At 52.7% G+C, this 22,664-nt stretch carries 19 protein-coding genes, 2 tRNA genes and 2 rRNA genes (1 of these 23 running past the window's edge); 8 read left to right on the forward strand and 15 right to left on the reverse strand.

The window, feature by feature from the left end:
• The 3 genes from A4S02_RS13075 to A4S02_RS13085 all read left to right on the forward strand — a co-directional run.
• Window positions 1-1,329: ribosomal RNA gene (locus tag A4S02_RS13075) — 23S ribosomal RNA — on the forward strand; it begins 1,413 nt to the left of the window's first position.
• Between the two features lie 108 nt (window positions 1,330-1,437).
• Window positions 1,438-1,553 (forward strand): 5S ribosomal RNA (gene rrf, locus A4S02_RS13080).
• 55 nt (window positions 1,554-1,608) lie between these two features.
• Window positions 1,609-1,685: transfer RNA gene (locus A4S02_RS13085), tRNA-Met, on the forward strand.
• Window positions 1,686-2,163: 478 nt separating this feature from the next.
• Here A4S02_RS13085 and holA read toward each other — a convergent pair.
• The 7 genes from holA to A4S02_RS13120 all read right to left on the reverse strand — a co-directional run bounded on the left by holA (window position 2,164) and on the right by A4S02_RS13120 (window position 9,451).
• On the reverse strand, window positions 2,164-3,177 hold the full coding sequence (gene holA / locus A4S02_RS13090) for a DNA polymerase III subunit delta (RefSeq protein WP_070324029.1): 1,014 nt from the start codon (window positions 3,175-3,177) through the stop codon (window positions 2,164-2,166).
• Between the two features lie 15 nt (window positions 3,178-3,192).
• Window positions 3,193-3,888, reverse strand: a complete 696-nt coding sequence (locus A4S02_RS13095; RefSeq protein WP_070324030.1) for an LPS assembly lipoprotein LptE — start codon at window positions 3,886-3,888, stop codon at window positions 3,193-3,195.
• A complete protein-coding gene (gene leuS / locus A4S02_RS13100) occupies window positions 3,888-6,506 on the reverse strand; it encodes a leucine--tRNA ligase (RefSeq protein WP_070324031.1) in 2,619 nt (872 codons plus the stop codon). The genes A4S02_RS13095 and leuS overlap by 1 nt, the downstream gene beginning before the upstream one ends.
• Window positions 6,507-6,565: 59 nt before the next feature.
• On the reverse strand, window positions 6,566-7,102 hold the full coding sequence (locus A4S02_RS13105; protein ID WP_082246845.1) for a DUF3576 domain-containing protein: 537 nt from the start codon (window positions 7,100-7,102) through the stop codon (window positions 6,566-6,568).
• Window positions 7,103-7,341: 239 nt separating this feature from the next.
• Window positions 7,342-8,436 carry a lytic transglycosylase domain-containing protein gene (locus A4S02_RS13110; protein ID WP_070324278.1) on the reverse strand — a complete coding sequence of 365 codons (1,095 nt, stop codon included), beginning with the start codon at window positions 8,434-8,436 and terminating at the stop codon, window positions 7,342-7,344.
• 71 nt (window positions 8,437-8,507) lie between these two features.
• Window positions 8,508-8,729 carry a hypothetical protein gene (locus A4S02_RS13115; protein ID WP_070324033.1) on the reverse strand — a complete coding sequence of 74 codons (222 nt, stop codon included), beginning with the start codon at window positions 8,727-8,729 and terminating at the stop codon, window positions 8,508-8,510.
• 185 nt (window positions 8,730-8,914) lie between these two features.
• A complete protein-coding gene (locus tag A4S02_RS13120) occupies window positions 8,915-9,451 on the reverse strand; it encodes a DUF721 domain-containing protein (protein WP_070324034.1) in 537 nt (178 codons plus the stop codon).
• 10 nt (window positions 9,452-9,461) lie between these two features.
• Between A4S02_RS13120 and A4S02_RS13125 the strand changes: the two genes are divergently transcribed.
• Both A4S02_RS13125 and hemH read left to right on the forward strand, forming a co-directional pair.
• Window positions 9,462-10,535, forward strand: a complete 1,074-nt coding sequence (locus tag A4S02_RS13125) for an A/G-specific adenine glycosylase (protein WP_070324035.1) — start codon at window positions 9,462-9,464, stop codon at window positions 10,533-10,535.
• A gap of 2 nt (window positions 10,536-10,537) precedes the next feature.
• Window positions 10,538-11,566 (forward strand): ferrochelatase, encoded by a 1,029-nt coding sequence (hemH, locus tag A4S02_RS13130; protein WP_070324036.1) that lies wholly within the window; start codon window positions 10,538-10,540, stop codon window positions 11,564-11,566.
• Between the two features lie 40 nt (window positions 11,567-11,606).
• Here the strand turns inward: hemH and nth are convergent, their stop codons facing one another.
• The gene (gene nth / locus A4S02_RS13135) at window positions 11,607-12,416 is read right to left on the reverse strand and encodes an endonuclease III (RefSeq protein ID WP_070324037.1); all 810 of its coding nucleotides are present in this window, start codon (window positions 12,414-12,416) and stop codon (window positions 11,607-11,609) included.
• 116 nt (window positions 12,417-12,532) lie between these two features.
• Here nth and A4S02_RS13140 point away from each other — a divergent pair, with 116 nt between their 5' ends.
• Window positions 12,533-14,326 carry an ABC transporter ATP-binding protein gene (locus tag A4S02_RS13140; protein ID WP_070324279.1) on the forward strand — a complete coding sequence of 598 codons (1,794 nt, stop codon included), beginning with the start codon at window positions 12,533-12,535 and terminating at the stop codon, window positions 14,324-14,326.
• A 55-nt stretch (window positions 14,327-14,381) separates the two neighbouring features.
• On the opposite strand, the gene A4S02_RS13145 is transcribed toward A4S02_RS13140, so the two are convergent.
• The 4 genes from A4S02_RS13145 to gatC form a co-directional block, all read right to left on the reverse strand.
• A tRNA-Ser gene (locus tag A4S02_RS13145) sits at window positions 14,382-14,474 on the reverse strand.
• 102 nt (window positions 14,475-14,576) lie between these two features.
• Window positions 14,577-16,031 (reverse strand): Asp-tRNA(Asn)/Glu-tRNA(Gln) amidotransferase subunit GatB, encoded by a 1,455-nt coding sequence (gene gatB / locus A4S02_RS13150; protein WP_070324038.1) that lies wholly within the window; start codon window positions 16,029-16,031, stop codon window positions 14,577-14,579.
• A complete protein-coding gene (gene gatA, locus A4S02_RS13155; RefSeq protein WP_070324039.1) occupies window positions 16,028-17,515 on the reverse strand; it encodes an Asp-tRNA(Asn)/Glu-tRNA(Gln) amidotransferase subunit GatA in 1,488 nt (495 codons plus the stop codon). Before gatA ends, gatB begins: the two co-directional genes overlap by 4 nt.
• On the reverse strand, window positions 17,515-17,802 hold the full coding sequence (gene gatC / locus A4S02_RS13160; protein WP_003626251.1) for an Asp-tRNA(Asn)/Glu-tRNA(Gln) amidotransferase subunit GatC: 288 nt from the start codon (window positions 17,800-17,802) through the stop codon (window positions 17,515-17,517). Before gatC ends, gatA begins: the two co-directional genes overlap by 1 nt.
• Window positions 17,803-17,882: 80 nt before the next feature.
• Between gatC and ruvX the strand changes: the two genes are divergently transcribed.
• Entirely contained in the window at window positions 17,883-18,347 is a 465-nt protein-coding gene (gene ruvX / locus A4S02_RS13165) for a Holliday junction resolvase RuvX (RefSeq protein WP_070324040.1), read from the forward strand.
• A gap of 3 nt (window positions 18,348-18,350) precedes the next feature.
• On the forward strand, window positions 18,351-19,007 hold the full coding sequence (locus A4S02_RS13170; RefSeq protein ID WP_026019230.1) for an endoglucanase: 657 nt from the start codon (window positions 18,351-18,353) through the stop codon (window positions 19,005-19,007).
• Between the two features lie 47 nt (window positions 19,008-19,054).
• Here A4S02_RS13170 and A4S02_RS15400 read toward each other — a convergent pair.
• The 3 genes from A4S02_RS15400 to A4S02_RS13190 form a co-directional block, all read right to left on the reverse strand.
• Window positions 19,055-19,809 (reverse strand): IS5 family transposase gene (locus A4S02_RS15400; RefSeq protein ID WP_087651418.1). Its coding sequence is split into 2 segments (ribosomal slippage): window positions 19,055-19,470 and window positions 19,470-19,809, totalling 756 coding nucleotides; the frame shifts between segments, so codons are not numbered across the junction.
• 435 nt (window positions 19,810-20,244) lie between these two features.
• Window positions 20,245-21,531, reverse strand: coding sequence for a 4-aminobutyrate--2-oxoglutarate transaminase (gene gabT / locus A4S02_RS13185; RefSeq protein ID WP_019088137.1), 1,287 nt, complete (start codon window positions 21,529-21,531; stop codon window positions 20,245-20,247).
• A 157-nt stretch (window positions 21,532-21,688) separates the two neighbouring features.
• Window positions 21,689-22,639 carry a LysR substrate-binding domain-containing protein gene (locus tag A4S02_RS13190; protein WP_070324041.1) on the reverse strand — a complete coding sequence of 317 codons (951 nt, stop codon included), beginning with the start codon at window positions 22,637-22,639 and terminating at the stop codon, window positions 21,689-21,691.
• Window positions 22,640-22,664: the final 25 nt, after the last annotated feature.

A 22,664-nucleotide genomic window follows, 5' to 3' on the forward strand; every position in this document is an offset into this window, starting at 1 on the left:
TGTTGTCAGGTCTTAACGGATTGACTTGGCTTTTGGAGCATTCCAGGAAATAGCTCTGGCGTATAGACCGTACCCGAAACCGACACAGGTGGACTGGTAGAGAATACCAAGGCGCTTGAGAGAACGATGCTGAAGGAACTAGGCAAATTGCTCGTGTAACTTCGGGATAAGCGAGACCCGTTGGTGGGCAACCATTGGCGGGTGGCACAGACCAGGGGGTAGCGACTGTTTATTAAAAACACAGGACTCTGCGAAGTCGAAAGACGACGTATAGGGTCTGACGCCTGCCCGGTGCCGGAAGGTTAAGAGGAGGTGTGAGAGCACTGAATTGAAGCCCCGGTAAACGGCGGCCGTAACTATAACGGTCCTAAGGTAGCGAAATTCCTTGTCGGGTAAGTTCCGACCTGCACGAATGGCGTAACGACTTCCCCGCTGTCTCCAGCATCGGCTCAGCGAAATTGAATTCCCCGTGAAGATGCGGGGTATCCGCGGTCAGACGGAAAGACCCTATGAACCTTTACTGCAGCTTTACAGTGGCATCAGAGACATTCTGTGTAGGATAGGTGGGAGGCTTTGAAGCAGGGGCGCCAGTTCCTGTGGAGCCATCCTTGAAATACCACCCTGAATTTTTCTGATGTCTAACCGTGGTCAGTTAGCCTGATCCGGGACCCTGTATGGTGGGCAGTTTGACTGGGGCGGTCGCCTCCCAAAGTGTAACGGAGGCGCGCGATGGTGGGCTCAGGCCGGTCGGAAACCGGCTGTTGAGTGCAATGGCATAAGCCCGCCTGACTGCGAGAGTGACAGCTCGAGCAGAGACGAAAGTCGGCCATAGTGATCCGGTGGTCCCGCGTGGAAGGGCCATCGCTCAACGGATAAAAGGTACTCTAGGGATAACAGGCTGATCTCCCCCAAGAGTCCACATCGACGGGGAGGTTTGGCACCTCGATGTCGGCTCATCACATCCTGGGGCTGGAGCAGGTCCCAAGGGTTCGGCTGTTCGCCGATTAAAGTGGTACGTGAGCTGGGTTTAGAACGTCGTGAGACAGTTCGGTCCCTATCTGCCGTGGATGTTGGAGACTTGAGAGGATTTGTCCCTAGTACGAGAGGACCGGGATGAACATACCTCTGGTGCACCGGTTGTCGCGCCAGCGGCACCGCCGGGTAGCTAAGTATGGAAGGGATAACCGCTGAAAGCATCTAAGCGGGAAACCCACCTCAAAACTAGGTCTCCCTGAGGGTCGTGGTAGACCACCACGTTAATAGGCCAGGTGTGAAAGCGTGGTAACACGTGCAGCTAACTGGTCCTAATCACCCAATAGGCTCACTCTCTTACTGTCCCCTTAAAAGGACAGCCCGTGCACAGAAATCATCCATATAGACGCCTACTTCTTCATACCAACCGTCCTCCACACACCCTCTACAGGGTGGACTGGATGACCTGGTGGCCATGGCGGGGAGAGATCCACCCGATCCCATCCCGAACTCGGCCGTGAAAACCCCCAGCGCCTATGATACTGTGGCTTAAGCCACGGGAAAGTCGGTCGCCGCCAGGTCTTCCAATCCACCCTACTCAAATATTACCCCAGCAAATTTCAACACACTTACAACCGCGGGGTGGAGCAGCCCGGTAGCTCGTCAGGCTCATAACCTGAAGGCCGCAGGTTCAAATCCTGCCCCCGCAACCAAGCACAGTTTCTGAAACCCCGCTAAGTCCCTGACTCGGCGGGGTTTTGCGTATGTGACACGTCTCAACAGGCGTCTAAATCACTAGAAAAATACATAATGGTGTCCGCGGCGGGATTCGAACCCACGGCCCCAGGATTCTTACCACTTCAGCTTTCACTGCCGCCGCATCATAATACGCAACGTTCGTGGTCTGGACTGTCCCTTTGCCTTAAACCTGAAAACCTCAGATCGTTAGGCACTGCCCGTCCAGTCTCTACACCTTCCTTGTTCTATAAAAGCACAAGGCTTGGCTCGGGATTGGCACAATCTGTTTCCCAGATTAAGCGTTCCCCGACTTTGAGCAGATTCACTATAATGTTTCCAATTATAGTGCCCAATTAAATAGGAATCCTGTGCTCTATCCTGCTGAGCTACGCGGACACACGCTTTTCGTATACTGAAAGAGGTTGATACGAACAAGAGATAAAACGAACGGGCCTATCGTCTCGCCTGCATGGCTGCCCGTGCTGTTAAAGTGGAAACATATCGCCGGCACAGCAAAGCATCGGGGCTTCCTGTTTGTTTGCAGGCATATTCCAGAGCCTGCGTTTCTTCCACGGCTTTAGTAAGAGCTGGGAGAGACCACAACTCTAATGCTCTGTTAAAACTTGCTGTGCGTTTGAAAAAAACCGGGGGACGAAGTGCTTTAATGGCATCACTGCGGCTAATTCCCGCAGCCATAGCAGCTCTTACACGGCGTAGCCTATGCAGATGCCCTAGAAAAGATCTGGCAATGGCAATAGGGCTTGTATCCTCCGCCAATGCTCTTTCTAGGGCCGTGTCTGCGGCAATACGATTGCCCTCTGTTGCAGCAAAGGCAGCATCTTCCAAAGAAACGCTACCGGCATCTCCTATGCTTGCTCGGACATCATCTAGCGTTAGGCTGCCAGAAGCACCCGCATACAAACATAATTTTTCTATTTCACTACGCGCTGCGGCACGGTCTGCACCAAGCCGGCTGGTCAACCAATGCAAGGCATCAGAATCAATGCGTACATTATGTTCTGCCAGCATGCGCGTAATAGAGGATTCTAGATTACGACCTTCTTCAGGATAACAGCCGATACTAGCGCAGTTGGGATGTTTTTCCAGAAGGTTGCGAAGCTTGGAGCGCGATGAAAGACTCGGAGCTTCCAGTATAACGAGGGTATCACTGCTTTGAGCCAAAAAAGCTTCTAATGGCTTGAGCAGGGAATCGGATGTATCACGCACACGCACCACACGACGCCCTCCCATAAAGGAAAGAGCCGTTGCTTCTTCCATCAGCTTGTCATGAGTTTCACGGTCAAGAACCGCAACCCGGAATGGATCATCTGCTGATCCGGCTATTTTAATAACAGCGTCCTGAGCGCGTTCTTTAATAAGCCCTGTATCTTCACCATGCAGAAGAAGGATGCGCCATGCTCCAGGATCAGCCAGAACGCGGGATAGGTTGCGGGCGTCTATCTTCATGAAATAAAAGCCGGCTTAATACTGGCTTGGCCCGCCACGCCCAGTTGCCATATCTGGAATTGCATCAGCACCTTCCTGTTCCATAGGCACTTCTTTGTCAGATTCGGGCATGGCTGTTGGAATGGGATAAAAAGCTTTTGGCCCTTGATCACGTGAGACAGCCGGAGCCGCATGAGTGCGGAACCACGTAGAAACCTGCTGAGTAATTTGCTCACCAAGGGTTTGGGCTACACGCCCCATAGCTGTTTCGTTGTTCAATGTCTGGGCAAAATACTGTTCGTATGTGTTGGTGTAACCATCCATTGTGGTGGTATCACCTTGCGCCAGCACTTTGGGGTTTTGTTCTACAGTTAGCAATTGCCAGTGGGCATGGCCGGTAATACGCGTGCGCCCGGATGTGTTGTCTGAGTGAATGTCGATCGCTTCTGCATTGAAGGAAGGCATCACAATCAGTGTGTATTTATGTGGGTCTTCTGGTCCATCTGCAGCCATTTGCTGCTGCAAGGCCAACCGTAACTGCTGGCCTGTGCGTTCTGGTATATTGGCAACGTAAATTTCTTTAAGTTCTGAGTTAACATCTACGTTGTTCTTCCCGTTTTCTCCATACAGAGGCTGAAAGCCGCAACCGCTCAGCACAACTGGCAGAGCAACCAGTGGTGTGATTGCCAGAGCAAGACGTGCGGAGCGAAGGAGAAAACGGGAATAAGCCATTAGCCTGCCGTTACAAAGTTAACAATACGGTTGGGAACATGAACGCGTTTCACAATGCGTTTGCCTTCTAAAAGCCGCGCCACGTTGGACTCTGCTTCTGCGCGGGCAACAACAGTTGCAGCATCTTCATCTGGTTGCGCTTCAATAGTGCCACGCAGTTTGCCCATAATCTGCACAGCAATCGTAATATGCGTTGCTGTAAGCAGATCTGGCTGCGCTTCTGGCCAAGGCTGCTGTGCAGCCAAACCAGCAGAAGGCATAACCAGCGCAAACATTTCCTCAGCCAGATGTGGCATCATGGGTGCGCAAAGGAGGCAAAGTGCCTGTGCAGCTTCACGGCGTGCAAATGCCATACCGGGAACAGCCGCAGATTTTTCAGCTTCTGCCAGAGCAGATGTCAGTTCATGAATACGCGCCACAGCCACGTTAATGGCAAAGCCTTCCAGAGCTTCCGTTACGGCAGCAATGGTGCGGTGCGTGGTGCGGCGTAGTGTATCAGCCTGACGATCAATGTCTGTAGGGCATTCTGTTGTGGCAGGAACATCCTGCGCAACTGTGCGAATGGTGCGGAACAAGCGCTGGCTAAAACGGGCGGCACCAGCCACGCCAGCTTCTGTCCATTCCATGTCGCGTTCAGGCGGGCTGTCAGAAAGCACAAACCAACGGGCCGTGTCAGCGCCAAAGCGTTCAATAATGGCAACAGGTGCAACCGTATTCCGCTTGGATTTGGACATTTTTTCCACACGGCCAACGGTTACGGGCTCGGTGGTGCCGCGTTTCACACAGCCATTTGCTGTGCGTTCCACTTCTTCTGGATATAGCCAGTTACCCGCTGAATCCTTATAGCTTTCATGGCTTACCATGCCTTGGGTGAACAGCCCGGCAAAGGGTTCATCCACATCCAGATGCCCAGTGCGGTGCATGGCGCGGGTGAAGAAGCGAGCATACAGCAGATGTAGAATGGCGTGTTCAATGCCACCGATATACTGATCGACAGGTAGCCAGCCATCGGCCGCGGCTCTCACCGTGGGGGTAGGTGCATGCGGTGCTGTAAAGCGAGCAAAATACCAAGAGCTATCTACAAACGTGTCAAACGTGTCTGTTTCACGCGTGGCGGGCTTGCCGCATTGCGGGCAAGTCGTGTGCTTCCATGTGGGATGATGGTCCAGCGGGTTGCCCGGTTTATCAAAAGACACATCATCTGGCAGCTCAACAGGAAGTTGCTCATCCGGCACGGCAACCGGTCCGCAATCTGCGCAGTGAATGATGGGGATAGGGCAACCCCAATAGCGCTGGCGGGAAATACCCCAGTCACGCAGGCGCCAATTGACCACACCTTGCCCGATGCCCAGACCTTCCAACCGAGAAATGGCTTCTTTCCGTGCTTCTTCGGTGGAAAGACCATCAAGGAAGCCGGAATTGATCATGGTGCCATCGCCGGTATAGGCGGTGGTGGTGATAGTAAAATCAGCCTGATCTTTGCCAGTAGGCAAAACAACAGGAGTGACAGGCAAGTTATATTTATGTGCAAAGTCCAGATCGCGCTGGTCACCAGCCGGGCAGCCAAACAGAGCGCCTGTGCCGTAATCCATCAGCACAAAATTGGCGATCCAAACCGGAAAGCTTTTATCCATAAACGGATGGTTTACCCGTAGGCCTGTATCAAAACCGCGCTTTTCAGCCGTTTCCACGGCTTCTACAGATGTGCCAAGCCGGCGACATTCTGCCACAAATTCTGCCGCTTGTGGGTTCTGTTTGGCTGCCCATGCAGCTAACGGGTGATCTGGAGCAATAGCCAGAAAGGACATGCCAAACAGCGTGTCTGGTCGGGTCGTGAATACTTCTACAGCGTTCAGATTTTCATCAAGCCCAGCAGGTGGCTGATGGAGAGAGAAACGCAGTTTTGCCCCTTCAGAACGGCCAATCCAGCGTTCCTGCATGGTGCGCACACGTTCTGGCCAGCGGTCTAGCGTTTTAAGCCCATTCAGCAGATCTTCAGCAAAGTCCGTAATTTTCAGGAACCACTGTGAAAGCTGCTTTTTCTCAATAGGGGCACCAGAACGCCAGCCTTTGCCATCAACAACCTGTTCATTTGCCAGAACGGTCTGATCAATTGGGTCCCAGTTAACCCAGCTTTCACGTCGTTCAACCAAACCACCTTTCAGAAAATCCAAAAAGAGCTTCTGCTGTTTGCCGTAATAGTCTGGCAGGCAGGTTGCAATTTCTCTATCCCAGTTCAGAGAAAAGCCCAGACGCTGCAATGTGCCGCGCATGGTGGCAATATTGTTCAGCGTCCATTCCTTGGGGTGCACGCCACGTTCACGCGCTGCATTTTCTGCTGGCAGGCCAAACGCATCCCATCCCATAGGGTGCAGCACAGAAAAACCACGTGCACGCTTGTAGCGGGCAATCACATCTCCCAATGCATAGTTGCGCACATGCCCCATGTGTAGCTGCCCAGACGGGTAGGGAAACATTTCCAACACATAGTATTTGGGCTTGTTCGCTGGGGGAATGTCAGGAACGGTGAAAATATCGGCATCTGCCCAGGCTTTCTGCCATTTGGGTTCAACCATATTGAAATCATAGGACGTGGGCGTGCTGGAAGACTGGGACATGAATATTCTGTGTCTAAGACCTGATGAAGAGGAATGTGAAAAAAGGCGCCGGGATAAAATTAGCTATCCCGGTTGCCATTATCGGCCCGCAGCTTACGTGCGCGAGAGAGAATGCGTGCTGCAATATCAGATGCGGTATTGGGGGCTGGTGGTGTATCCACCCATTCTTCCCCCTGTTTGATCTGGCGGAACACGCTCAGGCGCAGGGCATCGGAACGCAGGCGCTTGTCCAAAATAAAGGCCGTTACCTTAAAGCGTTCATCATGGGCAGCAGGTGGGGTGTACCAGTCTGTCAGGATAATACCGCCTTCTGCATCTGCGGTAGAAACCGGCAGGAAAGAAAGGGTATCAAGGGTTGCGCGCCACAAATAGGCATTTACGCCCCCTTTGAGTTCTGCATCACCGCCAGATGCTCCGCGATCTTCGGCTAGCAGATGGTTGCGCGGTGCTGTCAGACCATTGTCTGATCTATCACCTGAAGAGCACGCAGCTAACAGGCCAATACTCGCACATGCGGTAAGCAGGGTGCTGGCGCGGCGAAACCCGGCAGGCGCGTGGCTGGCGGCGGGACGGCAGGGCATGAGACGACGAAGCATGGTGGCGGTACGGCTCCTTCAGCGCTGGGTATCCGTGTTTCCCGGTCGCCTTTGCAAATGTTCAGGTCTGGCTTCGGGGTCAAGAGAGTATTCTGCTTATCTCATATCCTTTCAGTTCTGTCCCGCCAAGCATTTGCTGGGGAGAGATGTTCAACCGCGTGTTGAAAATACAAGCAAGGCAAGGGAAATCATGCCCAGAAAACGTAAGTGCGATTGATGCTGAATGGATAAAATATAACTCAGCGTGTTACGGCAACACAGTTTAACCCCTGCTGCTTTAAGGACATGCAGATTGTGTCTGTCTGTGCGGATGGTAGGCCCGCCAGGCGTGAACGCCATACAGATTGTCCGCTACTTTTAAGGGCAATCCGGTCTATGCGGTCTTCCGCACGGGCTAGAGCGGGGGTGGATTGATGCGCAATCTGGATGGCATGCTGCGCTCTTTCTTGCGATGAAAAGGCACCAATTTGGATAATAGCGCCACCAGAGGGCGTATTTTGTTGCCATATCATAGCAGGCCCAGAAACAGGCACAGTGTTTGCGGCCTGATAGGCTGGCGGTGTGTTTGTTATTGGTTGGGTATCAGCCGAAGAGGATACCGGAATGGCACTGGTATCAGAAGCGGAAGGCGCTGGTGGCTCTATGTCATCTGTAATGGGGGGCGCGATCCCCGGTGAGGCAATGCTGGCAACTTGTTGAGCAGGCGCAACCGCTACAGCAGGTGTGATTGTTGGGGCTTGGGTGTCTGCAATGGCAATCGTGCTTGCTGGCGTAATAGCGCTTGGTACTGGATCATTCAGATGCGGCGTAACAGACGCCAGATAAGCTTTGGCATAAGAAGGCAGGGCCGTATGGCGCGTACGGTGGTTTTCCATACACTGGGGCCCGCAACTGTAAGCGGCCAGAAAATCAGGAGAACCAAACCTGTCATACAGTTGGCGGATGTAACCACTGCCCGCCATAATGTTGTCGTGCGGATTATAGAGGTCAGAGCCAAGCTGGTAGCGCTTGGCGAGTTCCCGGTAAGTGTCTGGCTTAATCTGCATAAGCCCTACGGCACCATGCACGGAGCGTGTTAGATGGCCATGCATATATTGGTGGCCCCCAGATTCCTGCTGCATTACAGCTCTGATCCATGCCTGAGGGATGGAAAAGCGGGTGGAGGCTTCCTGAATATAAGGCCCCCATTTATCTACGGCTGGGCCGGGTGGATTGTAGCTGGAACGTGGCTGGTTCGCGCAGCCTGCCAACATGGCAAGGCTGGCAAAAGCCATTAAAAACCGCTTTTTCTGACGCAAAGAGACAGCCAAAGAACAACCCATACGCAAAGACATGTTGCTTATGGTGCGCTGAGCGCCTTTGTGATGCAATCCTGATTTTATGCGAATGATGTAGAACTGGTATTTTACGGCGTTTTATGTGTTTTGGCAGCTACTTTACGTACCAGATCCGGGTTGGTGCGGCGGATCTGCCCTGCCCGTAAAACGCTGGCAGTGGAATAGGCAGGAGAAGCCACCCATTCTTGCAGAAACTGCAAGTCGGACAGACTGTCTCGTGTTTTATGCCCTGCGGAAATATTTGTGTTCTGGTGTCTCATGTTCAGTGTCGTGTTAGGTTTACGCAACATGGCGCAGATCCTGTGATTGTCCTGTATTTATTGTTGGATTGTCAGACAGAGGCCCGAAAGAGTTTGGGTTTGCCCAGCTTTTGAAAAACTGCGCTTTGTAAGGCAATAAGATTATGTCAATTTCAAGAACAAAAGCTCAAAATAACTTTTTTATTACAATATTATTGAGCAGATTATTCTTTAGGTTACGAACGTTTTTTATTCTGATTTTTCAAAATATCCGTACCCAAAGTTTCTAAAGCTTGCCGTAAAGGGCCTTCTTCCATTTCGGGAAGTGTGCAGGTTACGCCGGGTTTTTGGAGCTTTCTGCGTTGTGGGCGGGGGCGAGTGCCTGCGGCTGGGTCTTGCACAAAGCGCAGGCGGCTTACCAAAGGCTCCCCACACCATGTGTTGATACGTGTAATAAGCGTATCTCCCAGATGCTGAAGTTCCATGGCAACAGGCCCAGCGCACGCAATGGTTAATGTGCCAGCAGAAAGGCGGCGTGGGCTGGTAACAGCAGCATGTGCTGGGCCCACCACATCTGGCCACTGGCTCATCAACATAGCGCCTGTGGGAGAACGACGGCGAAAAGCCGGTGCCGTAACGGCTGGCAGCAGCGCAGCAAGGCTGCGCAAGTTTCTGGCGCGTGGCGGAGGGGCGGCTTCCGGCTTTTGGGGGCTACGGCGCGTGCTGCGGCTTTTAGGTGTTACAGCCTTGCCGCCGTTGGCTTCCTTCTTCATAACTGCCTCCGTGACACATCCATCAGCCCATGCATTGCTTCATTGGTATGACCGACACCGCCGCACTCTGCCGTGGCGTGTTGTCGGCCAATCTCATCCAGATCCGTATCGGGTATGGCTGAGCGAGATCATGCTACAGCAGACCACTGTTAAAGCGGTTGCTCCATATTATCTACGCTTTACAGAAAAGTTTCCGACAGTGCAGGCTTTGGCAAGTGCTGATCGGGAAGACGTTTTGGCCGCATGGGCGGGGCTAGGCTATTATTCCCGCGCCCGTAATTTGCACGCTTGTGCGCAGGCCGTGGTGGCTCTTGATGGGTTTCCGCAAGATGTTCAGGGTTTGCGTGCTCTGCCAGGTATAGGCCCATATACGGCGGCTGCGGTGGCGGCCATTGCTTTTGGTGTGCCTGTGGTGCCTGTAGATGGCAATGTGGAACGTGTAACGGCGCGCTTGTTCGCTATTACGGAGCCATTGCCGCCAGCCCGTAAAAAGTTGGCGCAACTGGCCATAACATTAAATGCAGACCCAGAAGCGCAGGAACGCCCATCTGACTTTGCACAGGCTTTGTTTGATTTGGGTTCTTCCCTGTGTTCACCGCGAGCACCGGCATGCGGCTTGTGCCCGTGGCAAGGGGAATGTGCTGCCCATAAACAGGGTATTGCAGCGGAATTGCCGCGCAAGCTGCCTAAGGCAGAGCGCCCTGTACGTTACGGCGCAGCCTTTCTTGCCCGAGATGCAGCAGGGCAGATTCTATTGCGTAAACGGGCAGAGAAAGGGCTTTTGGCCGCCATGACGGAATTGCCCGGCACCGATTGGCGATTAGAAAACTGGAGCGAGGCAGATATTTTGCAAGCAGCTCCGTTTGCGGCAGCCTGGAAGTTAGCAGGGCGTATTAAGCATGTGTTTACACATTTTACCTTATATCTGGATGTATATGTGGCCCAGATAAAGCATTTTTCCAATCAGGCTGTGAGTGATGGTTTTTTAGTGCCTGTGGAATGTGTGAAAGATACAGCATTACCTTCTGTTATGCAGAAATGCTTTGAAAAAGGTTTGAGCTGTTTGAAAGAAAAGAAGTTATAAACATGGTTTTTCATCATATTCCGCCCCAGCCGCAACACGCACAGGCAGCTCCGCGCGTTGGTATTCTTCTGGTTAATCTGGGCACTCCGGATGATACGGGATACCGGGCCGTACGCCGTTATCTTTCCGAGTTTCTGTCTGACCGCCGGGTAATAGAAGGGCCTCCGGCACTTTGGCAGCCCATCTTGCAAGGGGTTGTGCTTACAACCCGCCCACGCAGAAGCGGAAAAGCCTATGCGCGCATATGGAACACACATAAGGATGAAAGCCCCTTACGCACCTATACGCGCCATCAGGCTGAAGCATTGAGCGAGCGTTTTGCTGCACAAAACGTGCCTGTTGCATGGGGTATGCGTTATGGCACGCCGACTATTGCAGAAGCAGTGCATGAATTGCTTGAAAAAGGGTGTGATCGCATTTTGTGTATGCCGCTTTATCCGCAGTACAGTGCCACAACAACAGCAACAGCGAATGATCAGTTGTTTCGTGCGCTGATGCGTTTGCGTAATCAGCCTGCCATACGCACGCTTCCATCGTTTCCAGATCATCCGGCTTTTATTAAAGCCATTGCAGATTCTGTGCGTCTGGCAGAGGCAGAAGCCGATATTCCGTTTCAGATGGTTGTCGCATCCTTCCACGGTTTGCCGGAAGAATATGTGCGCAAGGGTGATTCCTATCGGGCAGAATGTGAAAGAACTGTTGTGGCTTTACGCAAAGCTTTAGGACGGGATGAAACAACCCTGCCCATGACTTTCCAATCCCGATTTGGGCCAACCAAATGGTTGGAGCCTTATACGGCACCATTTATCGCCGGTTTGCCTGAAAAAGGCATTACCAGCATTGCGGTTGTAACGCCCTGCTTTATGGCGGATTGTTTGGAAACATTGGATGAAATCGGCAATGAAGTGAGCGAAGAATTCATACAGGCAGGCGGGCAGGAATTTACGCAGGTGCCATGCCTGAACGATACGCCTGCCAGCATTGATCTGCTGGAAGCTTTAGCGCATCAGGAACTTGCTGGCTGGCTATAAGGATTTTGCCAGCCGGCTAGGGGCATGCCTGTGTGGGATTCTACCCGGCTAAGGTTTTAGGTGCTTTTACACGTGGCGCTGGTGTTTTGTCTGGAAACAGGCAGGGGTTTTTAGCATTGCAGCGCCAGCACTCAGGTTTTCTGGCTTTACAAACATATCTTCCCTGCAGAATCATCCAGTGGTGGGAAGGCTGGATCATTTCCAGAGGAATGCGGGCTTCCAAAGCTTTTTCAACAGCTTCCACTGTTTTGCCTCGTCCCAGCCCAGATCTGTTAGCTAAACGGAAAACATGCGTATCTACCGGCACGGTAGGCTTATGGAACGCAACATTTAGCACCACGTTTGCTGTTTTCCGGCCTACACCAGCCAGTTTTTCCAACTCATCCCGCGTGCCCGGCACTTCGCCCTGATGGTCTTCTACAAGTTGGCGGGAAAGTTCGACAACATTTTTGGCCTTATTACGCCACAGCCCAATGGTGCGAATAAGTTTGCCCACTTCTTCTTCCCCCAGTTTCACCATGTCTGCAGGAGTAGGGGCGGCCTCGAACAAAGCAGGTGTTACACGGTTGACGGAGGCATCTGTCGCTTGGGCTGAAAGCACAACGGCTACAAGTAGCGTAAAAGGTGTTGTGTAAAGCAGTTCCGTTTGAGCATCTGGCCATGCTTGGGAAAGGTCTGTCAGAAAACTGTATATTTCCTGTGGGGTCATATCCCGTGGTGCAATGGCAGTAGGTCCGCTACTTTGTGTTGCTGAGGCCGGTTTTTGGGCTGTCGTGCGTTTTTTTGCACGCGGCTTATCAGCCAGTTTATCTGAGTTTACGGGGACTGCAGTGGTGAGTTTTTTGGCCATATATACAGTGTAACGCGTCTGGCCGTCTGGCGTCCATGCTGATGCGTATTCCGTGTTTGCAGGGCTTTATGTCTCGGGATACACAACGGACCGGTTCTGTTTTTCAGGTTTTTATCATGTCGCAAACTTCAGAAAGTCATGTCGAATCCGAGCGTAAGGCATCGCTTTTTATAGATGTGCTGAAGTTTGTGGGGCGGCGCTGGATGGCGTTTCCAGTGCCCTTAACCATAACAGTCGGAAGCATTCTTGCTGCTACGGTGGCCGATGTGCTTATGCCTTTGGCCGCAGGACGTTTGGTAACAGATGTTTCTGCTCCGGCGGTGCAGGCAGGCAAAGTGCATGATGCACTCTGGATGCTGGGTGCCATGGCTGCATGCGGGTTCGGGAATGTGCTGTTAAAGCGGTACGCTTATTTGGGCATTACGCATCTGACCACTCAGGTTATGCAGAAAATAGGTTCTGAAGCTTTTGCACATGTACAAAAGCTTTCTGCGGAATGGCATGCCAATACGTTTGCAGGTTCCACTGTCCGGCGTTTAACACGCGGTATGGGGGCTGTGGATATGCTGGATGATACGTTGCTCCTGATGTTGATACCCGAAGCATGTTTGCTGGTGCTGACAACTTTGGTGCTAGGGTGGCACTGGCCCTTTATGGGGGCCATTCTGGGTGTGCTTTCCATTTTGTTTGTTGTGCTTTCTTGCACGTTAACTCTGCGTTACGTGGCACCATCTGCACGGGCGGCCAATGCGTGGGATAGCCGCATGGGGGCTGCCTTGGCAGACGCCATAACCTGCAATACGGTTGTAAAAGCTTTTGGTGCAGAAAAGCGTGAAGAAAGCCGGCTACAGGCACTTATTTCCCAATGGCGAAAAGCCACTATTTATACATGGACCAAAGGCACAGACAGCGCCAACATTCAGGCAGCCGTTGTTATGTGTATGCGTCTTGTTTTGGCAGGCGCAGCGGTTTGGTTATGGTGGAAGGGGCGTGCAGGCCCGGGTGATGTGGCCTACGTGTTGACCATGACTTTTTTGGTGCAGGGATACCTGCGCGATATTGGGCAGCAGGTTTCTGTGGTGCAGAGATCTGTTAATGAAATGGAAGAATTACTGGCGTTGTGGCGTACGCCTGCGGCGGTAGCAGACCCTGCCAACCCAGTGCCCTTGCAAGTGAATGCAGGGGAAATCCGCTTTGAACATATCTTATTCAAATATCCGGGGCAGGAGAGGGCTCTTTTTACTGATCTCTCCATTACGATTGCTGCCGGTAGTCGGGTAGGCTTGGTGGGGCCTTCTGGTTCAGGAAAATCAAGTTTCATCAAACTGCTACAGCGCTTTTATGTGCCACAGTCAGGCAGAATTTTGATTGATGGCATAGATATTGCACGCGTGCGTCAGTCTGATTTGCGAGAAAAAATTGCTTTAGTGCCGCAGGAAGCCGTGTTGTTTCATCGAAGTCTGGCAGAAAATATTGCTTATGGCAGGCCAGGTGCTACGCCAGAGCAAATTGCGCAGGCTGCTCAATTAGCGAATGCCTCTGGTTTTATTGATAGGCTTCCCGAAGGGTACCAAACGCTGGTGGGCGAGCGTGGTGTAAAGCTTTCAGGAGGGGAGCGTCAGCGCATTGCCATTGCTCGTGCCTTTTTGGCGGATGCCCCCATATTGGTGTTGGATGAAGCCACTGCCAGTCTGGATTCCGAATCCGAAGCGCTGGTGCAAGAAGCAATGGAACGCCTGATGACAGGCCGCACGGTTTTGGTAGTGGCACACCGCCTTGCCACTGTTGTCGGGTTGGATCGGATTCTGGTTTTTGAGCACGGCCAGATTGTAGAAGATGGTGCTCATACAACACTGATACAGCAACAAAACGGGCTGTACCGCCGGTTGTATGATTTGCAGTCCCTTTAACGCGCACTAGCGCGGAAAAATCTGTAAATAAGGAGCTTGGAGAAATTTCTATCTCTGGCGGAGGGGAAGGGATTCGAACCCTCGATACGACTTGACATCGTATAACGGTTTAGCAAACCGCCGCCTTCAGCCACTCGGCCACCCCTCCGCCGAAGAGTGCGAACATACACGACGTTTGCATCGCTGCTTTTAGGGGGTTCAACGCGTTCCGTCAAACCCCCTGAAAACTTATTTTTTCAAATTGTAGATTTTAGCCGTCTAGCTGAGCCTTCAGGGCCGAATTTACCAGAGCAGGGTTTGCCTTGCCTTTGGTTTCCTTCATGACCTGACCCACAAAGAATCCGAACAATTTGTCTTTGCCGCCACGGTATTCTGCCACTTTATCCGCATGTTTTTCCAAAATAGCGGCAATGGCAGCATCAATCACACCTGTGTCGGTAACCTGCCGGAGGCCTTTGCGTTCCACAATGGCATCCGGGCTATCGCCGGTTTCCACCATGTCTTCAAACACTTCCTTGGCGATCTTACCGTTGATGGTGCCATCAGCAATCAGATCAAGCATTTTACCCAAGGAGGCCGCACTGACAGGGCTGGTTTCTATGGTGTTGCTGGTGCGGTTAAGGGCCGCGAACAGATCACCAATTACCCAGCTTGCTGCCAGCTTGCCATCGCGCCCTTTGGCCACGGTTTCGTAAAAATCAGCTACGGCCTGTTCTGCAACCAGCACACCGGCATCGTAGGATGGAATGCCATAGTCTTTCTGGAACCGGGCACGCTTTGCATCCGGCAGTTCTGGCAGCTTGGATTTCAGATCATCCACCCATGCCTGTTCTACCACCAGTGGCAGCAGGTCAGGATCTGGGAAGTAGCGGTAATCATGCGCATCTTCCTTAGAGCGCATGGTGCGGGTTTCACCGCGGCCTGGATCAAACAGGCGTGTTTCCTGATCAACCTCGCCACCGTTTTCCCAGATTTCAATCTGGCGCGTGGCTTCCACTTCAATGGCCTGCATAACAAAGCGGATGGAGTTGACGTTCTTGATCTCGCAACGGGTGCGGAAAGGTTCGCCCGTTTTGCGCACAGAAACGTTTACGTCAGCACGCATGGAACCTTCTTCCATGTTGCCATCACATGTGCCCAGATAGCGCAGAATCTGGCGCAGCTTCCGTAGGTAAGCCCCGGCTTCTTCTGGTTCGCGAATATCGGGTTCGCTCACAATTTCCATCAGGGCCACGCCTGCACGGTTCAGGTCCACAAAAGATTTTGTGGGGTCCTGATCATGCAGCAGCTTACCGGCGTCTTGTTCCAGATGCAGACGGGTAATGCCAATCTGGCGTGTCTCGCCGCTCTGAAGCTCAATTTCGATAGAGCCCTTGCCGATGATGGGATGCTCGAACTGGCTGATCTGGTACCCCTGCGGCAGGTCGGCGTAAAAGTAGTTTTTACGGTCAAACCGGCTGAACAGGTTGATCTGGGCATTCAGCCCCAACCCGGTGCGGATAGCCTGCGCCACACATTCCTTGTTGATAACAGGAAGCATACCGGGGAAGGCCGCATCAACAAGGCTTACCTGTGTGTTTGGGTCGCCCCCAAATTTTGTGGAAGCACCGGAAAACAGCTTGGACTGGCTGATAACCTGTGCATGCACTTCCAGCCCCACCACAATTTCCCACGGGCCGGTTTTACCTTCAATTACGTAGCTCATGCGCCTGCTCCCGCATGTACGGACGGAAGGTGCGTAAAGCCTGCCGCCGCTTCCAACGCGCCGCCAATAGACAGCACGGTTTCTTCATCAAAATGTTTGCCAATTACCTGCAACCCCAGCGGCAGGCCATTACCATTTAGCCCCACCGGAACGGAAAGGGCAGGCACGCCGGCCATGCTAGCTGGCACGGTAAAGATATCGTTCAGATACATCTGCACCGGGTCATCCATGTTTTCACCCTGCGCAAAGGCAGCAGATGGCGCGGTGGGAGTAAGCAGCACATCTACGTTTTCAAACGCCTGTTCAAAATCACGCTTGATAAGGGTGCGGACTTTCTGGGCTTTCAGATAATAAGCATCGTAATAGCCAGCAGAAAGCACGTAGGTGCCCATCAGAATACGGTTGCGCACTTCTGCACCAAACCCTGCGGCGCGTGTAGCTTCATACACGCCATCCAGCGTGGGAGCGTCCTTGCGGATACCAAAGCGGATGCCATCATAGCGCGCCAGATTGGATGAGCATTCAGCCGGAGCAATAATGTAATATGTGGTCAGACCGTATTTGGTGTGCGGGAGAGAAACATCCACAATCTCGCAGCCCGCTTCTTTCAGCCACGCAATACCCTGTTCCCACATAGCCACAACTTCTACTGGCAGGTTGGGGGAGCGATATTCTGTGGGAATACCCACGCGCAGGCCTTTTACACTTTTGCCAACAGCTTTGCTGAAAGCAGGTACAGGGCGGTTTGAGCAGGTGCTGTCTTTTTCATCAAAGCCAGCCATGGCTTCCAGCATCAGCCCGGCATCGGCCACGCTGCGTGTCATGGGGCCAGCCTGATCAAGCGAGCTTGCGAAGGCAATGGTGCCCCAGCGGCTGCAACGACCATAGGTGGGTTTTAGCCCTACAATACCGCAATAAGCGGCAGGCTGACGGATGGAACCACCTGTATCTGTGCCTGTAGCGGCAAGGCCCAAGCCAGCAGCAACAGCAGCGGAAGACCCACCGGAAGAGCCACCGGGCACCAATGTGGCGGAGGGATCATCCTTGCGCTTCCACGGGCTTGCCACCGGCCCGAAAGCCGATGTGATGTTGGCAGAACCCATGGCAAATTCATCAAGGTTGGTTTTGCCAAGGAAAACCGCACCAGCTTTTAGCAGGTTGGCCGTTACTGTGCTTTCATAAGGCGGCACAAAGTTTTCCAGCATTTTGCTGGCAGCCGTGGTGCGCACGCCTTTGGTGCAGAACAGATCTTTGACGCCAATAGGTAGACCATCCATAAGTCCGGCAGTGCCTGCGGCGTAACGGGCATCTGCTGCATCTGCCGCGGCCAGAACTGTTTCTTCTGGCAGCACAGTAATATAGGCGTTCAGCACCGGGTTCAGGCGGGCAATGGCGTCCAGCTGGGCTTTGGCCAGTTCCCGTGCAGAAAATTTACGGGCGGCAAGCCCTTCACGCGCTTGGGTGAGCGTCAGTCCGGTCAGCATTATTCCACCACCTTGGGTACTGTATAGAAGGGGCCAGATGTTTCTGGCGCGCAGGCCAACAGGGCATCACGGCAGTTGCCGTCTGTTACCTTATCTTCCCGTTGGCGCAGGGTTTCGGTTTCTGTCCCCACCATGGGGGGAACGCCTTCCACATCCACTTCGGCAAGCTGGTCAATCCAGCCCAGAATACCGTTCAGCTTCTGGCGTGTGGCTTCAAGCTCATGCTCTTCCAGCCCGATACGGGCCAGTTTGGCAATGCGGCGGGTGGTCGCAAGGTCTAGCGACATGAAAGCGGACCCCTCTTTTCTTGATCTCAATAGGAAGAAAGCACCTAGCATAATCGCGCGAAAGGCAACATACCGTCCATATGACACTGCTTAGCCTGACAGACCTTGTTGCAACCCTGCCCAGACACGCACGCCTGCTAGGGATAGACCCCGGCAAAAAGCAGGTGGGGCTGGCGCTTTCCGATGTTTCCCGCATGGTGGCTTCACCATTTCAAACGGTAAAACGCGGGAAACTGGGGCAAATGGCCAGCTTTATTCGTGATCTTGCCAAAGAACACGAAATTGGCGGCATGGTTGTGGGGATTCCGCTTTCTTTAGATGGGTCCTTTGGCCCGGCAGCGCAGGCTAGCCGTGATTGGGCGCTTGCGCTTTCGGAACAGACAGGTTTGCCCGTGTGCCAGTGGGATGAACGTCTTTCCTCATCCGCAGTGAATCGTATGCTTATTAATGAGGCCGATCTCTCCCGCGCACGGCGAGCGGAAATGGTGGATCGGCTGGCTGCAGCATACATCTTGCAGGCCGCGCTGGATTCCCTGCCGCGTTAAAACGTGTTGGGCGGTACTGCCACGGATGTGGCGTACATTTGCCATAAAGCCTTTGAATACTTACCTTTAACGATATGGTTTTCACTTAAGAGGATGTATCTCGTGTCTCATTATTCTTTTCGGACGGCCGCTACAACTCTGCTGGGCGCTGCCATGTTTGCTATAAGCCTGCCTTGCGCCCATGCTGAAGAAGGCGCTTTGGGCCGCGCATGGGATAACACCCGTGAAGGCACCGAGCACGCGTGGAACAAGACCAAGGAAGGCACGAATAAGGCTTGGGAAAAGACAAGCAACGGCACAGAAAAAGTGTGGGACAAAACCAAGGACGGTTCTCGCAAGACCTGGGACAAAACCACCGAGGGCAGTGAAAAAGCGTGGGATAAGACCAAAGAAGGCACCCATAACGCTTGGGATAAAACCCGCGAAGGCACTGAAAAAACTTGGGACAAAACCAAGGAAGGCTCTCACAAAGTTTGGAACAAGACGAGCGATGGCACCGAAAAGGCTTGGGATAAAACCAAGGACGGTTCCCGCAAAGCTTGGGACAAAACCAGTGAAGGTACTGAACACGCTTGGAACAAGACCAAGGAAGGCACAGACAATGCCGCGCATGATGTTGGCCGGTGGGGCCAGAACACGTTCTCTGATGACAAAAAATAACGCTGCATAACGGCATTAAAAAGCCCGCTCTACCTTACGGCGTGTCGTCAGTTAAGCAGGATGATGATTGAGGCGAACTGCACGGCTGCGAGGAAGGTCGATTTCAGTTTATCGTAGCGGGTTGCGATAGCGCGAAACTGCTTGAGTTTATTGAAGAACCTCTCAACAAGGTTCCGTTCGCGGTAGAGAGAAAAATCGGTTTTCCGTCGTGTCGTTCTGTTGCGTTTTGGCGGGATGACCGGGGTAATCCCGCGCTGTATCAGCCGATCGATCAACCTGTCCGCGTCATACGCCTTGTCAGCAAGGAAAGCATCCGGTTCGATGTTTTCCAGAAGTGGTTCTGCCTGGGTGATATCGGCATCCTGTCCCGGTGTGATGCCGAGTTCCACTGGATTGCCCAGAGCGTCGCAGATGGCATGGATCTTTGTAGTTAGCCCGCCTCGTGATCGTCCGATGGCCTGATCCGTGCCCCTTTTTTGAGAGCTCCGGCACTATGCTGATGCGCTCGGACAATTGTGCTGTCGATCATCATGTATTCGTTGTCGTAATCAGCGGCCAGATAACGAAATATCCGTTCGATGACGCCGCTTTCACACCAGCGGCGCAGACGCCGGTGCACGTTTTTCCAGTCACCGAAACGGGCAGGAAGGTCGCGCCATGGAATACCCGCGCGATAGCGATACAGCACCGCCTCCACGAACAGACGGTTGTTCACCGCAGTGCCGCCGACATAGCCTTCTCGACCAGGAAGAAGATCCTTTATCCGCTCCCACTGGTCATCGCGTAAACTATAGCGCCGCATCTGTCTGTCTCCCCAAAAAAACGGGAAAACAGTCAGCACACGCAGACACAAAGTACAACCCTCACGTGCCACTCTCAGGGCTTAACTGACGACACGCCGTAGGTGGTAGGCGGGTTTTTTTATTGGTGGAGGAAGAACAAGGGGCCGGAATATTTAATGTTTGATATGTGCGGCTTTGCGCATTTTTAAATTATGCAAAGCGTGAAGTCGTTTGCGAAAAGAATTTTGTATTTGCAGCCAATACGCGCCAAACGCTGTCATTCTGGCCTCCTGTTTTTCTTAATCGTTATTTTTAAGAATAAGCAGGAATGATGGCCTGACTATGACAGTATATTTGGAGAATTTATCCTAATTTTATAAATACCTGATAATGCAAATAAAAAGGCGGCCCTAAAAAAGGCCGCCTTTTTGCTGGTTACGGCAGAAAAATGCAGATTAGGCTTTTGCTTCTTCCAGCAGAATCTGTTCGATGATGTCCAAGCCTTCATCAACCAGTTCATCAGATGCCGTAAGTGGTGTCAGGATACGAATGGTAGCGCCCTGCACACCACAAGCCAGCAGAATCAAGCCTTTTTCACAGGCACGGGCACACAGTTTGGAACCAAAGCCCTTACGCTGTTCTGCACCTGCATGGCGTTCCAGAATATCAAAGGCAACCATTGCACCCAGCCCACGTGGCATGCTGACAGGCAGCATATCTGTGCGTTTGTGCCAGCCTGCAATGCGGGCTTTCAGGCGTTCGCCCATGCTGTTGGCACGGTCCAGCAGCTTTTCTTCTTCAATAATATCCAACACAGCCAGACCAGCAGCACAGCCCAGCGGGGCGCCAGCATATGTGCCACCCAAACCACCCGGAGGAACCGAATCCATTAGTTCCGCACGGCCGATTACGCCGGAAAGCGGGAAGCCACCTGCCAGAGATTTGGCAATGCACACCAGATCCGGTTCTACGCCAGAATGCTCAATACCAAACAGTTTGCCAGTACGGGCAAAGCCGCTCTGCACTTCATCGGCAATCAGTTTGATGCCGTGTTGGTCGCAAATAGCGCGCAGTTGTTTGAGCAGCGCTGTAGGGGCAACGCGGAAACCACCTTCACCCTGTACGGGCTCAATAATAATGGCAGCCACATTGTTGGGGGAAATATCAGCCGCAAACAGGAAGTTCAGCATCTTCAGGCTGTCTTCGACCGTGATGTCATGATCATCGGGGAAGGGAATATGGTAAACTTCGCCCGGCAGTGTGCCGAAAGGTGCCTTGTAAGGCAGCACCTTACCCGTAAGTGCAGAAGCCAGCAGTGTGCGCCCATGGAAGCCACCGCAAAAAGCAATGACGCCATTACGACCAGTTGCTGCACGCGCAATTTTTACAGCATTTTCTGTGGCTTCCCCACCCGTAGTGAAGAAGATGGTTTTGGCATCGCCAGAAAACGGTGCGCGGGCATTCAGCTTTTCGGCCAGCTCAATATAGGGCTCGTAAGCAGAAACCTGAAAAGCCGTGTGGGTAAAACGGTCTAGCTGTTTTTTAACAGCATCCATTACTTTTGGGTGGCGATGGCCAACGTTCAGAACGGCAATACCGCCTGCAAAATCAACATAGCGCTTGCCTTCCACATCCCAGATTTCGGCATTTTCTGCACGATCTGCAAAAACTGGGGTGGAGGTGGCAACACCGCGTGGCACAGCATTGGTGCGGCGGTTCAGAAGGTCTTTATTCGTGGCCATTAATACGGGCTCCCGGGAACTATGTTGCGGGCAAAGTTGTTTCTGTTTCGTAAAATGTTTCGCACAGGAGGGGGAGGAGATTTTTTGTTGCCTCTGTGGTGATAAAAAGTCACCAGTAATTTAGCGCATACATATTGTTTTGCGGAACCCTTACTTCTTATTGGGGCAGGGTGGGTGTGTTTTGCGTTTCCAGCTCTACCTGTTCCAAAAGCCAGTTTCGGAATGTGATGAGGGATTTTTTCTCCCACGTGGCAGTAGATGCGCGCAGAAGGTAGGCTCCTAAGGCCACTTCTCGCAAAGGGGTTTGCGTAGGTTGCACACGCACCAAATGGCCTGTTTCAAGATCATTCCCCAGCAGGAAAATATTGCCCAGAGCAATCCCTTCTCCGGCGCGCGCAGCAGCCAGTGTAATGTGGGCCTGCCAGAGGCGCGTTGCGGCTGGCAGTTTTGTGCAGGCAACATTTTGCGCATGCAACCACAGTTTCCATTCGGCTTCATCTTCTTCCTGTAACAAGGGTGCACGTAGCAAATCTGCTGTTGTGCGCGGTTGACCACCCAGTTCTGTCAGGCAGATGGGGGCAGCCACCGGAAAAACATCTGGCCTGGCAATAATCATGCTGCGTGTGTTGCGTGGCTCTGCTAACGGAGCATCATCTCGCACATAGCCGATATGCGCATGATTATCTGTTTCCACACCGGTAACATGGAACGCCGTATTGGCATCTACTGGGCGCAACATAATTTCCAGTTGAGGATGCGCGCGCCGAAAAGTGGAAAGCCGTGGCAACAGCCAATGGTAAGCAAAACCATGCGCGCAGGTAATGGTAAGGGGGGGCGTATGGTTGCGAATATCTGCCGTAGCTGTGGCTAGTTCTTCCAATAGCGGAGTGATGCGGGAATAATAAGTGTGGCCTGCTAATGTAAGGGTTCCCGTTTCCTTATCTCGCAAGGGGGTGCCCAGAATATTTTCCAGATCCCGAATGTGGCGGCTGATAGCTGCGTGATCTACGCGCAATTCTGCGGCAGCCCGTCTGATACCGCCCGTGCGCGCAAATGCCGTAAAGGCATTGAGCATGGCAAGAGGTGGAATGCGGTATCGTTGGTCCATAAGTCGCCAGTCTGGGAAAAGTCTG

Source organism: Acetobacter ascendens, from assembly GCF_001766235.1.
GTDB lineage: Bacteria > Pseudomonadota > Alphaproteobacteria > Acetobacterales > Acetobacteraceae > Acetobacter > Acetobacter ascendens.

Bases quoted from the DNA above. Each gene is read 5' to 3' on its own strand.
- nth (WP_070324037.1), bottom strand. From the start codon at position 12,416: ATGGCCAAAAAACTCACCACTGCAGTCCCCGTAAACTCAGATAAACTG.
- A4S02_RS13140 (WP_070324279.1), top strand. From the start codon at position 12,533: ATGTCGCAAACTTCAGAAAGTCATGTCGAATCCGAGCGTAAGGCATCG.
- gatA (WP_070324039.1), bottom strand. From the start codon at position 17,515: ATGCTGACCGGACTGACGCTCACCCAAGCGCGTGAAGGGCTTGCCGCC.
- A4S02_RS13120 (WP_070324034.1), bottom strand. From the start codon at position 9,451: ATGAAGAAGGAAGCCAACGGCGGCAAGGCTGTAACACCTAAAAGCCGC.
- A4S02_RS13190 (WP_070324041.1), bottom strand. From the start codon at position 22,639: ATGGACCAACGATACCGCATTCCACCTCTTGCCATGCTCAATGCCTTT.
- gatC (WP_003626251.1), bottom strand. From the start codon at position 17,802: ATGTCGCTAGACCTTGCGACCACCCGCCGCATTGCCAAACTGGCCCGT.
- ruvX (WP_070324040.1), top strand. From the start codon at position 17,883: ATGACACTGCTTAGCCTGACAGACCTTGTTGCAACCCTGCCCAGACAC.
- hemH (WP_070324036.1), top strand. From the start codon at position 10,538: ATGGTTTTTCATCATATTCCGCCCCAGCCGCAACACGCACAGGCAGCT.
- A4S02_RS13110 (WP_070324278.1), bottom strand. From the start codon at position 8,436: ATGTCTTTGCGTATGGGTTGTTCTTTGGCTGTCTCTTTGCGTCAGAAA.
- holA (WP_070324029.1), bottom strand. From the start codon at position 3,177: ATGAAGATAGACGCCCGCAACCTATCCCGCGTTCTGGCTGATCCTGGA.
- gabT (WP_019088137.1), bottom strand. From the start codon at position 21,531: ATGGCCACGAATAAAGACCTTCTGAACCGCCGCACCAATGCTGTGCCA.
- A4S02_RS13115 (WP_070324033.1), bottom strand. From the start codon at position 8,729: ATGTTGCGTAAACCTAACACGACACTGAACATGAGACACCAGAACACA.
- gatB (WP_070324038.1), bottom strand. From the start codon at position 16,031: ATGAGCTACGTAATTGAAGGTAAAACCGGCCCGTGGGAAATTGTGGTG.
- A4S02_RS13105 (WP_082246845.1), bottom strand. From the start codon at position 7,102: ATGCTTCGTCGTCTCATGCCCTGCCGTCCCGCCGCCAGCCACGCGCCT.
- A4S02_RS13095 (WP_070324030.1), bottom strand. From the start codon at position 3,888: ATGGCTTATTCCCGTTTTCTCCTTCGCTCCGCACGTCTTGCTCTGGCA.
- leuS (WP_070324031.1), bottom strand. From the start codon at position 6,506: ATGTCCCAGTCTTCCAGCACGCCCACGTCCTATGATTTCAATATGGTT.